Below are 13,185 nucleotides of genomic sequence, written 5' to 3' on the forward strand. Positions count from 1 at the left end.
AAGTTGCATGGATCGTAGACATCGCGCTGGCGCTGCCCTCATCCGGCCCTTCGGGCCACCTTCTCCCCGTATAGTGACGGGGAGAAGGAAGGGATGCCTTACATCCCCTTCATCGCGTCGCACGACACGTTCGGGTTCATGTCGGCGAAGGCGCCGGTCGGGTTCGGCTTCCAGGCCCAGACATGCAGCTCGTAGAACGGGCCGAGGCCGTAGCGGTTGGGCGCGGTGTTGAAGTTGAACAGATGGCCTTCGAGCGAGGCCGGACCCTTCGAGGTGATGTACTCGACCGCGATCAGCTTCAGCGTGCCGTCGGCCATCGGTTCGTACATCACCGCCTCCGGCTTGGCGACGTCGACGGCGTCGTCCTTCAGATAGGCGGCGTTGACGTAGTGGATGCCCATCGCGCCGCCGGTGAGGCCGCTGGCGCAGGGGATCGGCGCATAGCCTTCGGCTTTCGCCACCGCGACGTCCTCGAAGCGGCTGTCGGCCGCCCGCACTTTTTCGGCGAGCGGGTTGACGGTCTCGGCCTCGGCGGCACCGGTTGCCAGGACGGCCAGGACCGATGCCGCGATGAGGCCCCGGGACCAGTTGTGGATTTTCATTTTCCTCTCCAATTCGGTTGAGGCGCGCAAGGCAGAGCCGGCCAGGTCGATGGGCGGCCCTGGAATGCCTGCGGCGCCTGTAGTTGCTGGCGGGACCGCTCAGGTCCGCCGGTCTAAGATCAGCGGTGATGCCACCAATATTCCCAATATTCGCGTGGCATCTCGCGCTGCTCGAAGCCGATGTCGCGTCTCAGATGGTCGTCCCGCGGCGGCAACCGGCGGCGCCGGATCCGCAGAGGCGAAAGCAGCGCCGACACGGCCCGCCGGATGAAGCCGCGCGGTGGCGTGAGGATATCCGCCGCGGCGGATACACTCTCGCTGTCCGGCATGACATCAGGTCCGCCTCCGGCGGGGACGATCTGGAGCGCATCGTTGCGTCGCGGATCAGCGATAAAAGTAGGGGTCGAGGACCCGCACCTCCGTGATCTTGTCGACGGGAAGCGAATTCTTCTGCGCCGTGCTGCGGACCGCTTCGGGCGAGGGCGCGTCGTAGACGCAGAAGCTCTTCGACTTGTCGGGCGAGACGAAGGACTGCACCCAGGTCACGCCCTTTTCGGCGTTGCGGGCGATGACGCCGCCCATGGCGGTCGCGCCGGCATCGTTCATCGGCACGTTGAGCCCGTCGGGAAATGTACGTTCAACCAGATAGCGAGGCATGATTGCTTTCCTTTGGTGATTGAATCGCGCTCGGTCCGAGCGCAGCCGGACTAAAACCACGCTCGCAAAATCCGCGCATCGGAGTCTTTCCCCATATTGGGCGGGACGATTCCCTATATTGGCGACGTTATTTGTGGAGAGAAGCACCGCAATGTGTGGAAGGTCACATTGTGGCGCGCTCATCCGGACTATCGAGGCGGCACGCCCGCCACGGTGAAATTCGTACTTCGCGAGAGAGATGACAATGCTGCTGGAACGGCAGACGCAGCTGCGGCAACTGGAGGCCCTGCTGGCGGACGCGGCAAAAGGCCGTGGCCGCGTCGCGGCGCTGGCGGGCGAGGCCGGCGCCGGCAAGACGGCGCTGGTCGAGGCTTTCGTGGATCATGTGGGCATGGATCATGTGGGGCGAGGGGTGAGCTTGCTGCGCAGCGCCTGCGAGGATCTGTCGATCCCCGACCCGCTGGGGCCGCTCTACGACCTCGCCCGCGCGGCGCAATGGGAACTGCCGCGCGCGATCGATGACCGGCAGGGGCAGAGGCTGCCGCTGTTTTCCGATGCGCTCGACGTCTTCGAGGCGAAAGGCCGGAGTCTGCTGGTCATCGAGGACCTGCATTGGGCGGATGACGCGACGCTCGATTTTGTCCGCTTCCTCGGGCGGCGCATTGCAAACTCCCACATTCTGCTGCTGGTCACGGCGCGCACGGACCGCAGCGAGGGACAGATGCGCGTGCGCCGCGCGCTTGGCGAAATCCCGGCCGGCAATGTCCAACGTATCGAGGTGCCGCTGCTCAGCGAGGCCGCGGTGCTGTCGCTGGCCGAACTGGCCGGCCGCGACGGCAGCGCCATATACTGGGCCTCCGCAGGCAATGCCTTCTTCGTCACGGAACTGCTTGCCGCCGAAAGCGACACCGCGCTGCCGGCCAGCGTTCGTGACGCGGTGCTGGCGCGGGCAGAGCGGCTGTCGCCCGGCGCCCGCTCGATGCTCGACGCGGTGTCGGTGTTTCCGCGCCGCGCCGACGGCTGGGCGCTGCAGGGCCTGTGCGGGATCGCCGCCGCCGGTCAGCTCGCCGAATGCGTCAGCCAGGGCATGCTCGAGGACTTTGGTGACGGCTACGCCTTCCGGCACGAGATCGCCCGCCGCGCCATCGAGATGGCGCTGACGCCGAGCAAACGGCGCGAGTACAACGAGCGGGCGCTCGCAGCGCTGCAGGAGAACCCGGACGTGGCCACGGCAAGGCTGGTGCACCATGCTGTCGAGGCGCAGAACCTCGAGGCCGTGCGCGCGCTGGCGCCGCTTGCCGCCCGCGAGGCTTCGCGGGTCGGCGCGCATCGCGATGCCGCCGGCCATTACGAGGTCGCCTTGCGGTATTGCGACGGCCTGCCGATGGAAAGCCAGGCGGCGCTGCACGAAGGCCATGCCTTCGAATGCCATTTGATCGGCCGCATCGACGCGGCCATGGGGGCGCAGGGAGAGGCGCGCAGGCTGTGGCAGGCGCTTGGCGACAGGTTGAAGGAAGGCGACAGCCTCAGATGCCTGTCGCGCTTCGCCTATCTCGTCGGCGACCGCGCGGCGGCGGACCGGTTCGGCGCGCAGGCCGTCGAGCTTCTGGAAACGGCGCCCGACAGCGCCGAGCTTGCCATGGCCTATTCGAACCTGTCGCAACTGGCGATGCTGGCGGAGCGGCTCGACGATACGCTTTCGCTTGGAGCCAAGGCCGTCGAGCTGGCGGAGCGGCTGAACCGGCCGGACATCCTCTGCCACGCTCTCAACAATGTCGGCGCCGCCGGGCAATGGCTGGATTTCGCCAAGGGGCGGCGCGACCTCGCCCGCAGCCTTGGCATCGCCCTTGCGGGGAACTTCCAGGAGCATGCGGCGCGCGCCTTCACCAACTGCGCCTGCGTCGAGATGAACAGGCTCAACCTCGCCGAAGCAGAAGCCTTCCTCGACCGCGGCATCGCCTATTGCGTCGAGAACGATCTCGCCACCTGGCGCGACTATATGCGCGGCGTGCAGGCGCAATTGCTGCTGCGGCGTGGCCTGTGGAACGAGGCGGCGGCGGTGGCGCATGACGTCATCGACGATGAGGCAACGACCGCGCTTGTGCGCTACCCCTCGCTGGTGGCGCTGGCGAGGCTGCGCATCCGGCGCGGCGATCCATCGGCCGAGCCGGTGCTGGACGAGATGAAGCGGTTCCTCGACAAGGGCATGGAGCTACAGCGGCTGGCGCCCTACGCGGCGGTGATGGCGGAGCTTGCCTGGCTAGGGCAAGGCGACCGGAACGAGGCGCTGCGCCTTATCGATCTTGCCGAAAGCCTGTCGCCGGCGCGCGCCGTGGTCGGCGAGCTGGTCACCTGGCGCCTATTTCTGTCGCCGGACAGCGATCCCGGCGTGATCGACGGCATGGCCGAGCCGCATCGGCTTTCGCTTGCCGGCGACTGGCAGGGCGCCGCGGCTTTCTGGAACCGGATGGGCGCCCCCTTCGAGTGCGCGCTCGCCCTGCTGCAAGGCGACGAGGTGGCCCAGCGCGAGGCGCTCGACATTTTCGAGGAACTTGGCGCAAGGCCGGTGGCGCAGCATGTGCGCGGCATGATGCGGCAGAGCGGTGTCAGCCATGTCGCGAGGGGACCAAGGCAGGCAACGCGCGCCAACCTTGCCGGCCTCACCCAGCGCCAGATGGAGGTCCTCCAGCTGATCGAGCGCGGCTTCTCCAACAAGAAGATCGCCGCGCAGCTGACCATCTCGCCGAAGACCGTCGATCATCATGTCTCGGCGGTGCTGGAGAAACTCGAAGCCGTCTCGCGCGGCGAGGCAACGGCGGCGGCGCGGGCGTCGGGGTTGTTGTAGAGGCTTGCTCCCTAGAGTGGTTCAGCGATTCATAGAATCGCCGACCCGCTCCAAGTATTTGTTTTTTAAGCAATTCCAGACGGAAAGCCGTTACACGCTTTCCTGGAATTGCTCTAGGCCTGAAGTAAACCGCCAAAGCTGGCGCTACCGCCCTTCGGGCCTCTTCTCCCCGTTGAACGGGGACAAGATAAAGGGTGTCAGGCGAATGCACCGTGGCAGTGCTTGTATTTCTTGCCGGAGCCGCAGGGGCAGGTCTCGTTGCGGCCGATCTTGCCCCAGGTCGCCGGGTTCTTCGGATCGCGATTCTCCGGCGCGACGATGGCATTGGATTCCTGGCGGACCAGCAACGCCGTCTCGCCGCCCTGGAAGTCGTCCTCGCCGGTGGTGCCGTCGATGTGGCTGCCGAACATGTCGGGCGCTGCCGGCGGCGGCGCTTCAGCCGCCTGGCGAACCAGCTCGACGCGCATAAGCTGCGCGGTGACGGCCTGTTCCAGATTGCCGAGCATGGCCTGGAACAGCTCGAAGGCTTCGCCCTTGTATTCCTGCAGCGGATCGCGCTGGGCATAGCCGCGGAAGCCGACGACCGAGCGCAGGTGGTCGAGGTTGACGATGTGCTCGCGCCACAGGTGGTCAAGCGTCTGCAGCACCACCGAGCGCTCGACATAGCTCATCACGTCGGGGCCGAAGCGGTCGGCGCGTTCCTTTGCGGCCGCATCGGCAGCCGCCGTGATGCGTTCGCGGAGGTCGTCTTCGGCAATGCCCTCTTCCTTGACCCACTCCTCGACGGGCAGGTCCAGGTTCAGGTACTGTGCCACTTCCTCCTTCAGGCCGGTGACGTTCCACTGCTCGGCATAGGCATTTTCGGGGATGTTCTTGGCGACGATCTCCTCGATGACGCCCTCGCGCATCTCGGCGACGGTTTCGGCCAGACCTTCTCCGTCCATCAGCTCGATGCGCCGCTGGAACACCGCCTTGCGCTGGTCGTTCGAGACGTCGTCGTACTTGAGCAGATTCTTGCGGATGTCGAAGTTGCGCGCCTCGACCTTCTTCTGCGCCTTTTCCAGCGCCTTGTTGATCCACGGGTGGATGATCGCCTCGTCTTCCTTGAGGCCGAGCTTCTGCAGCATGCCGTCCATGCGCTCGGAGCCGAAGATGCGCATCAGATCGTCCTGCAGCGACAGGAAGAATTTCGAGCGGCCGGGGTCGCCCTGACGGCCGGAGCGGCCACGGAGCTGGTTGTCGATGCGGCGCGATTCGTGGCGCTCGGTGGCCAAGACGTAGAGGCCGCCGGCCGCCAGCGCCTTCTCCTTCAGCTGCGCGACGTCATCGCGGATATGCTTCTCGCGCGCGTCGCGCTCCGGTCCGGCCGGCATGTCGGCCAGCTCCTCGGCGATGCGCATGTCGGCATTGCCGCCAAGCTGGATGTCGGTGCCTCGGCCGGCCATGTTGGTGGCGATGGTGATGGCGCCGGGCTTGCCGGCCTGGGCGACGATGGCCGCCTCGCGCTCGTGGTGGCGGGCGTTCAGAACCTCGAAGTTCTTGAAACCGTCCTTGCGCAGGCGTTCGGCCAGCTGCTCGGATTTCTCGATCGAGGTGGTGCCGACCAGGATCGGCTGGCCCTTGTCGCGCGCTTCCTTGATCTCCTTGACGATCGCCTTGTACTTCTCGTCCACCGTCCGATAGACCTCGTCGTCCTCGTCCTTGCGGACGACCGGCAGGTTGGTCGGGATCTCGGTGACCTCGAGATTGTAGATGTTGGCGAATTCCTCGGCCTCGGTCAGCGCCGTGCCGGTCATGCCGGCGAGCTTCTTGTAGAGGCGGAAATAGTTCTGGAAGGTGACGGAGGCCAGCGTCTGGTTCTCCGGCTGGATCTGCACATGCTCCTTGGCTTCGAGCGCCTGGTGCAGGCCTTCCGAATAGCGGCGGCCGGGCATCATGCGGCCGGTGAACTCGTCGATGATGACGATCTCGCCGTTGCGCACGATGTAGTCCCTGTCCTTCTGGAACAGGAGGTGCGCCTTCAGCGCGTTGTTGACGTGGTGGACGATGGCGACGTTCTCGACGTCGTAGAGCGACTCGCCCTTCAACAGGCCGGCATCGCGCAGCATGTTTTCCAGCTTCTCGGTGCCGTCCTCGGTGAAGATCGTGGTCTTCTGCTTCTCGTCGACCTCGTAGTCGGCCGGGCCGAGCTTCAGCATGAAGGCGTCGATGGTGTTGTACATTTCCGAGCGGTCCTCGAGCGGACCGGAAATGATCAGCGGCGTGCGCGCTTCGTCGACCAGGATGGAATCGACCTCGTCGACGATGGCGTAGGCATGGCCGCGCTGCACCATCTGCGAGCGCTCGTATTTCATGTTGTCGCGCAGATAGTCGAAGCCGAGCTCGTTGTTGGTGGCGTAGGTGACGTCGCAGGCGTAGGCGTCGCGGCGCTCCTCGTCGGAAAGGCCGTGCACGATGATGCCGACAGTCAGGCCGAGGAACTTGTAGATGCGGCCCATCCATTCGGCGTCGCGCTTGGCCAGATAGTCGTTGACGGTGACGACATGAACGCCCTTGCCGGCCAGCGCGTTGAGATAGACCGGCAAGGTGGCGACCAGCGTCTTGCCTTCGCCGGTACGCATTTCGGCGATGCCGCCATTGTGCAGCACCATGCCGCCGATCAATTGAACATCAAAGGGGCGCATGCCCAGAACGCGGCGGGCTGCCTCGCGCACTGTGGCGAAGGCCGGTATCAGCAGGTCGTCGAGCGAGGCGCCGTTGGCGAGATCCTGGCGGAATTTTTCCGTGCGGCCGGCAAGCTCGGCGTCGGAGAGCGCCTGCATCTCGTTTTCCATGGCGTTGATCGCCTCGACCCGGGGCCGGGTCGCCTTGACTCGGCGATCGTTGGAGGAGCCGAAAACCTTACGGGCGAGACCGCCGAGACTGACCATCCAATGGCCCTTTCGATAGCAATTTTAGCCGTTTGCGACGGGCGCCTGGCGGGCCCATCAAATCCGCGTGAATGCGGGCAAACGCAAAAAGCGCCCGGAAAACGGTTCTGGACGCCAAGTCGTTGGACAGATAAGAGGGGGCTCAATCGATGTCAACGCCGCGTTGACCCTATGGGCAGCGCCAAATTCCGCCACAATCCGACTGATCTGGAACCTTTCCGCTCAAGCGATCCTTATTGGCAATCCCATTGGAGTTTATCTTGATGTCCCTGTCGTTCCGCCGCGCGTCGCTCGCCGGCCTTGGCCTGGCCTTCGGGCTCTCGGCTCTTTCGCTGTCGCCGCTGATGGCGCAGGAAACCAAGCCCGCCCAGCCGGATGCCGCGGCGCCCGCCGTCGCTCCGGTCGATCCGAACGCCGTGGTCGCCACCATCAACGGCGAGAAGCTGACCGAGGCCGACCTCGCGCTCGCCGAAGGCGAGCTGTCGCAGCAGTTCGCGCAGCTGCCGCCGGAACAGCGCCGCGCTGCCGCCCTTTCGGCGGCCATCGAAATCCGCGTCATGGCCAAGAAGGCGGTCGACAGCGGTCTCGACAAGAATGCCGATTTCCAGCGCCGCATGGCGTTCCTGCAGAAGCGCGCGCTGCATGGCGAGGTCGTCGAGAAGGAGGTCGTCGACAAGGTGACGGATGCAGATGTCCGTGCCCGCTACGACCAGGAAATCGCCAACACGCCGCCGGTCAACGAGATCCATGCCCGTCACATCCTCGTGAAGACGAAGGAAGAGGCCGAGGCGATCATCAAGCAGCTCGACGGCGGCGCCGATTTCCAGAAGCTCGCCAACGAGCACACCAGCGACCCGAGCGGCAAGTCGAGCGGCGGCGACCTCGGCTGGTTCGGTCCCGGGCAGATGGTGCCGGAATTCGACAAGGCGGCATTCGCGCTCGATGTCGGCAAATACTCGAAGGAGCCGGTGCAGTCGCAGTTCGGCTGGCATGTCATCAAGGTCGAGGACAAGCGCGCCAAGCAGCCGCCGGCCTTCGACGACGTCAAGGACCAGGCCAAGCAGGCGGTGATCCGCGACAAGTATTTCGCCATGGTCAAGGAATTGCGTGCAGCCGCCAAGGTCGAGATTCCGGACGCGAAGCTCAAGGCGGCGGTCGACTCGATGGAGAGCGGCAAGTAATCCGGCACAGGCCAGAACCCATTGCAAAGGGCGCCTGCGGGCGCCCTTTCGCGTATTATGCGGCTATGCCGCGCACCACATAACGCACCGCGGCCCGGATCGTCGCTTCGTCTTCGTCGAGGCGTTTGGTCAAAAGATGCCGCCAGGCGTAGGAGGCGATCAGGTCGGCCACGATCTCGGCATCGACATCCACCGACACCTCGCCGCGCGCCTTGGCCCGCTCGACGATGCTGCTGGTGTGGGCGCGCCGCCCTCGCGCATAGTCGGCAAGCGCCACCGCGGCGGCCTCGTCGGATTGCGCTTCGGCGACCAGCGAGCGGAAGACATTGCCGGACGAAGTGTCGCGCCAATGCGCGAACAGATTCACGAGGAAGCCGGCAAGATCATCCTCGAGCCTGCCGGTATTGGGCACCGCGACGCGCTTTTGCCGCTGATAGACCTCGATCAGCAACGCCGCCTTGCTCGGCCACCAGCGATAGATGGTCGGCTTCCCGGCCCGCGCCCGCCGTGCGACGGCCTCGATCGAAAAGCCGGAATAGCCGGCCTCCGCCAGCACCGCTTCTGCGGCCTCGATAATGGCGTCGGCGCTTTCCGGGTTTCGCTTCGCGCCGATCGATTTGCGCCCCGGGGCGGCGACTTCGCCCATATCCGCGTCCTTAGCCGATGAATCTCTTTGCCGATCATATTGGGTCCGAGGCTGAAACGAAACGGACCGTTTTAAGTTGCAGCGTCTCCGCGACGCCCGCGAGGCGCGGCCAGAACGCCTCTTGCGCCAGCGCGTTCTATCGGGCAAACCGGCCTTCCTTTCGCGTTCCTGCCGCTCCGGGGTGCCCATGTCCGCAACCATTTCGCCGCTCGCGCCGAAGAAATATCCCAAGATGCCGATCATCGAGGGCGTGCGCATCGCCACCGCCGAGGCCGGGATCAAGTACCGGAATCGTACCGACCTGCTCGCCATGGTCTTCGATCCGGGCACGGCCGTCGCCGGTGTGTTCACCAAGTCGAAATGCCCTTCGGCGCCGGTCGATTACTGCCGCCAGAACCTGCCTGCCGGCAAGGCGCGCGTGCTGGTGGTCAATTCCGGCAATGCCAATGCCTTCACCGGCAAGAAGGGTCGCGCTTCGACGGCTTTGACCGGCGAGGCTGCGGCGAAGGCCGCCGGATGCTCCGAAAGCGATGTGTTCCTGGCCTCGACCGGCGTCATTGGCGAGCCGCTCGACACCAACAAATTCAGCCATCTGCTTGCCAGCCTGGTGAAGGACGGCAAGCCGGACCTGTGGACCGATGCGGCGAAGGCCATCATGACCACGGATACCTATCCGAAAGTGGCAACCCAGACGGTGAAGCTCGGCGACACCGACGTGACCATCAACGGCATCGCCAAGGGCGCCGGCATGATCGCGCCCGATATGGCGACAATGCTCTCCTTCATCGCCACCGATGCGCCGATCGCGGCACCCGTTCTTCAGGATCTGTTATCGCGCGGCACGGCCAAGACCTTCAATGCGGTCACCGTCGACAGCGACACCTCGACCAGCGACACGCTGCTTATCTTCGCCACCGGCAAGGCCGCCGCGCGCGGCGCTCCGGTGATCGGCGATCCGAAGGATGTGCGGCTCGGCGCCTTCCGCCGTGCGCTGGGCAAGGTGCTGAAGTCGCTGGCGCTGCAGGTGGTGCGCGACGGCGAGGGCGCGCGCAAGCAGGTCGAGGTCACCGTCACGGGCGCCAAGTCCGCCCGCTCGGCCAAGCGCATCGCGCTTTCGATCGCCAATTCGCCGCTGGTCAAGACGGCGGTCGCCGGCGAGGACGCCAACTGGGGCCGCGTCGTCATGGCCGTCGGCAAGGCGGGCGAGCCGGCAGACCGTGACCGGCTGTCGATCTGGTTCGGCGACAACCGCCTGGCGCATGAGGGCGAGCGCGATCCGGCCTACTCGGAAGAAGCGACCTCGGCCTATATGAAGCGCGACGACATCCGCATCCGCGCCGACATCGGCATCGGCCGCGGCAAGGCGACGGTGTGGACTTGCGACCTCACCAAGGAATATGTCGCCATCAACGGCGATTACCGGAGCTGATGGCGCCGGTGTCGAGGCATCCGGCAAGCGTGCTCGCGATCGTGCGCCGTTACGAGGCGGCGGGTTTTCGCGCCTGGCCGGCGGCGGCCGTCCACTATGACGGGACGTGGGTGGTGCGGCTGACGGCCGGCCATCCGGCGAAGCGCCTGAACTCGGTCAATCCGCTCGATCCGGGCGACACCCAGCACATCGCCGAGCGCATCGTGCGCGCCAGCCGCCGCTTCGAGGCCTATGGCAGGCCGCTGACCTTTCGCATGTCGCCGCTTTCGGGGCAGGTGCTGTCGAAGCATCTCGACGAGGCGGGCTGGAACCGGTTCGACGAGTCGCTGGTGATGCGCCTGCCGCTCAAGGAGGCGCAGCTCGACGCGGCCATGGACCAGATCCCGCTGAAGGACATCAGCCGGTTCATCGGCGCTGCGATCAAGACGAACGGCTCGGACGTCGCATTGCGGCCCGGCCTGTCGGAGATCATCGGCGCAATCCAGCCGGAAGCCGGGCTGTTTGCGCTCGAAGACGGCAACGAGCCGCTGGCGACGCTGATCTGCGTCCATGACGGCGACCTCGCCGGACTGTTCGAGATCGCCACCGAAAAATCGGCACGCAACAAGGGCCATGGCCGCAACCTCATCCTGTCGGCGCTGAAATGGGCGCGGCTGCGCGGCGCGCGCGAAGCCTGGCTGCAGGTCGAGGCCGGCAATGTTGCGGCGCTGTCGCTCTACCGGTCGCTCGGTTTCGAGGAGGTCTACCGCTACCATTATCGCCGGCCGGCCGGCGCATGAGCGAGATCAAGCCAGCCGGAAGACGCCTGCTCCTCGTCGCGGCCTGCGCGCTGGTCGACGCCGACCGGCGCGTGCTTCTGGCGCAGCGCCCCGAAGGCAAGCAGCTCGCCGGCCTGTGGGAGTTTCCGGGCGGCAAGGTCGAGCCCGGCGAGACGCCCGAGGAATGCCTGGTGCGCGAGCTGCATGAGGAACTCGGCATCGAGACCGAGATCCCTTGCCTCGCGCCGCTCACCTTCGCCAGCCACAGCTATGACGATTTCCACCTGCTGATGCCGCTCTATGTCTGCCGGAAGTTCCGCGGCATCGCGCAGCCGAAGGAAGGGCAGGGGCTGAAATGGGTCAGGCCGCGCCAGATGCGCGACTATCCGATGCCGCCGGCGGACGCACCGCTGATCCAGTTCCTCATCGATCTCTTGTGACCATCAACCTGCCGCCTGTTTTAGGCAGCGTTAATGGAAGATTTATCTCGACATGGAAGATTGAGGCAAAGCCGTCCGCGCGGCGGCATGCCGATTTGTTTGGAGCCAATCCATGAGCCTCGAGAGAGAGTGGGACTCGATCCGGACCGACCGCACCTTCCGCGCCGCCGATGCCGGCATGGGTATTTTGCGGATCGCCTTGCTTTTCGGGTCGGCCGCGGTGGCGCTGGCGCTGATCGCGACGCCTTTCCTGGACAACCAGACGCGGCCGCAGGGCGCGCGAAACGGTCTGATCGGCGGTCTCGACATGGCCAGCACCGGCTCGATCGGCCACCGAGACACCTACACGCTGCGCCGAAGCGTGCTGCAGCCGCTGCCCAGTTCCATCTGCGTGATCCGTAACGACGGCAGCCGCCACGGCGACTGCTAATTGGTTAATAAATTCAGACAGAAACGGCTATTTCACCCCCCGTTAAGCTTTTGCCGTTAACCTTTCTTAACGGGTAGGCCTTATGGTTCCCGACAAGAGGGATCGACGACCATGAAAAACCTGCTTCAGCATTTCCTAAAAGATGAAACGGGCGCCACGGCCATCGAATATGGCCTGATCGTTGCCGTGCTGTCGCTCGCAATCGTCGGCGGCGTCGGCAAGGCCGCCGATGCGATCCAGTGGCTGTTCTCCGACAACAACAGCAAACTTGCCAACGCCTTTGCCAAGCACTGACGGCGTTGGAGAGTCCGGCGTCGGACTATTTGTATTGCACAATTCCGAAAGCAAAACCGCTAAATCTAGTGCCCCGTCGGCTTCTCCAAGATGGTCTTCAGCGAGACCTTGGCCGAGCCGGGTTTGAGCGGTTTCTGCTGCGAGGCGTCGGGCGCCCAGCCGGACAGCCACACGATCGAAAAGCTCGCCCGGATGCGGCCGTCCGGATCGGAAAACCGTTCGGCATAGATTTCGGCGGCGCGGGCGAACAGCCGCCGGGTCGCCGGACGCCGGCTGCGGTCGAAAAGCGGGCTGGTCTCGCCCATGGCGCGCAGATCGGCGGCAAGGCCGAACAGCGAATCGTAACGCACCGTGACCGTTTCGACGTCGGCGACCGGCAGCGCCAGGCCGGCACGCTGCAGCAGCGCGCCGGCGTCGCGCACATCGGTGAACGGAAGCACGCGGGGGCTCGCGCCACCGTAAAGCTCGGTCTCGGCGGCAAGCAGGCTTTCGCGCAGCTCCGCAAGCGTGCCGGCGCCGGCCAGAGCGCCGAGGAACAACCCGTCGGGCTTCAGCGCGCGACGGATCTGCGCCAGCACGCCCGGGATGTCGTTCATCGCCTGCAGCGACAGCAGCGAAATGACGAGATCGAGGCTCTCGGCTTCGAACGGCACGGTTTCCGCCGGGGCGACGATGCCGGCTTCGCCGGCAAGGAAGGCGTCATCGATCTCTACGCGAACGGTGTCGATCACCTTGCCGCTGCCGGCGAGCACCTGGGCCGCAGCCGCCGTCTGGCAAAACAGCGCCGCCGCCTTGCCGAATTTGCGCTCGACCGCGCCCAGCCTGTCGGCAAGGTCCTCCGCCGCCCGTCGCATCAGGAAATCGGCGCCGTCGACAGGGCGCTTGAGCGCCCGGCGCTTGTGCGCAAGCCAGAGCTCCGTGTCGATCAAGGGCTGCAATGGGCTATTCCTGTTGTCCGCGCACGCCGGACCGA

At 65.5% G+C, this 13,185-nt stretch carries 13 protein-coding genes; 7 read left to right on the top strand and 6 right to left on the bottom strand.

The window, feature by feature from the left end:
* Positions 1-98: 98 nt before the first annotated feature.
* The 3 genes from EJ067_RS22640 to EJ067_RS22650 all read right to left on the bottom strand — a co-directional run bounded on the left by EJ067_RS22640 (position 99) and on the right by EJ067_RS22650 (position 1,259).
* Positions 99-602 carry a hypothetical protein gene (locus EJ067_RS22640; RefSeq protein WP_126087452.1) on the bottom strand — a complete coding sequence of 168 codons (504 nt, stop codon included), beginning with the start codon at positions 600-602 and terminating at the stop codon, positions 99-101.
* Positions 603-721: 119 nt separating this feature from the next.
* Positions 722-931: a hypothetical protein gene (locus EJ067_RS22645; RefSeq protein ID WP_126087453.1), complete on the bottom strand. Its 210-nt coding sequence runs from the start codon at positions 929-931 to the stop codon at positions 722-724.
* 55 nt (positions 932-986) lie between these two features.
* Complete coding sequence (locus tag EJ067_RS22650; RefSeq protein ID WP_126087454.1) at positions 987-1,259, bottom strand: DUF4242 domain-containing protein; 273 nt, start codon at positions 1,257-1,259, stop codon at positions 987-989.
* 244 nt (positions 1,260-1,503) lie between these two features.
* On the opposite strand from EJ067_RS22650, the gene EJ067_RS22655 reads away from it, so the two are divergent.
* Complete coding sequence (locus EJ067_RS22655; protein ID WP_126087455.1) at positions 1,504-4,104, top strand: LuxR family transcriptional regulator; 2,601 nt, start codon at positions 1,504-1,506, stop codon at positions 4,102-4,104.
* 197 nt (positions 4,105-4,301) lie between these two features.
* On the opposite strand, the gene secA is transcribed toward EJ067_RS22655, so the two are convergent.
* Complete coding sequence (gene secA, locus EJ067_RS22660; RefSeq protein ID WP_126087456.1) at positions 4,302-7,034, bottom strand: preprotein translocase subunit SecA; 2,733 nt, start codon at positions 7,032-7,034, stop codon at positions 4,302-4,304.
* Positions 7,035-7,297: 263 nt separating this feature from the next.
* Between secA and EJ067_RS22665 the strand changes: the two genes are divergently transcribed.
* Positions 7,298-8,215: a peptidylprolyl isomerase gene (locus EJ067_RS22665; RefSeq protein WP_126087457.1), complete on the top strand. Its 918-nt coding sequence runs from the start codon at positions 7,298-7,300 to the stop codon at positions 8,213-8,215.
* Between the two features lie 55 nt (positions 8,216-8,270).
* Here EJ067_RS22665 and EJ067_RS22670 read toward each other — a convergent pair whose 3' ends face one another.
* The gene (locus EJ067_RS22670; RefSeq protein ID WP_126087458.1) at positions 8,271-8,861 is read right to left on the bottom strand and encodes a TetR/AcrR family transcriptional regulator; all 591 of its coding nucleotides are present in this window, start codon (positions 8,859-8,861) and stop codon (positions 8,271-8,273) included.
* Between the two features lie 187 nt (positions 8,862-9,048).
* Between EJ067_RS22670 and argJ the strand changes: the two genes are divergently transcribed.
* The 5 genes from argJ to EJ067_RS22695 all read left to right on the top strand — a co-directional run bounded on the left by argJ (position 9,049) and on the right by EJ067_RS22695 (position 12,212).
* Positions 9,049-10,290, top strand: coding sequence for a bifunctional glutamate N-acetyltransferase/amino-acid acetyltransferase ArgJ (gene argJ / locus EJ067_RS22675; RefSeq protein ID WP_126087459.1), 1,242 nt, complete (start codon positions 9,049-9,051; stop codon positions 10,288-10,290).
* Positions 10,290-11,069: a GNAT family N-acetyltransferase gene (locus tag EJ067_RS22680; protein ID WP_189394096.1), complete on the top strand. Its 780-nt coding sequence runs from the start codon at positions 10,290-10,292 to the stop codon at positions 11,067-11,069. Before argJ ends, EJ067_RS22680 begins: the two co-directional genes overlap by 1 nt.
* The gene (locus EJ067_RS22685) at positions 11,066-11,488 is read left to right on the top strand and encodes a (deoxy)nucleoside triphosphate pyrophosphohydrolase (protein WP_126087460.1); all 423 of its coding nucleotides are present in this window, start codon (positions 11,066-11,068) and stop codon (positions 11,486-11,488) included. Before EJ067_RS22680 ends, EJ067_RS22685 begins: the two co-directional genes overlap by 4 nt.
* 112 nt (positions 11,489-11,600) lie before the next feature.
* Positions 11,601-11,918 (top strand): hypothetical protein, encoded by a 318-nt coding sequence (locus EJ067_RS22690; protein ID WP_126087461.1) that lies wholly within the window; start codon positions 11,601-11,603, stop codon positions 11,916-11,918.
* 111 nt (positions 11,919-12,029) lie between these two features.
* Positions 12,030-12,212, top strand: a complete 183-nt coding sequence (locus EJ067_RS22695) for a Flp family type IVb pilin (RefSeq protein WP_126087462.1) — start codon at positions 12,030-12,032, stop codon at positions 12,210-12,212.
* A gap of 65 nt (positions 12,213-12,277) precedes the next feature.
* Here EJ067_RS22695 and EJ067_RS22700 read toward each other — a convergent pair whose 3' ends face one another.
* Positions 12,278-13,150 (bottom strand): methyltransferase domain-containing protein, encoded by an 873-nt coding sequence (locus EJ067_RS22700; RefSeq protein WP_126087463.1) that lies wholly within the window; start codon positions 13,148-13,150, stop codon positions 12,278-12,280.
* Positions 13,151-13,185: the final 35 nt, after the last annotated feature.

The organism is Mesorhizobium sp. M1D.F.Ca.ET.043.01.1.1, from assembly GCF_003952385.1.
Classification (GTDB): domain Bacteria; phylum Pseudomonadota; class Alphaproteobacteria; order Rhizobiales; family Rhizobiaceae; genus Mesorhizobium.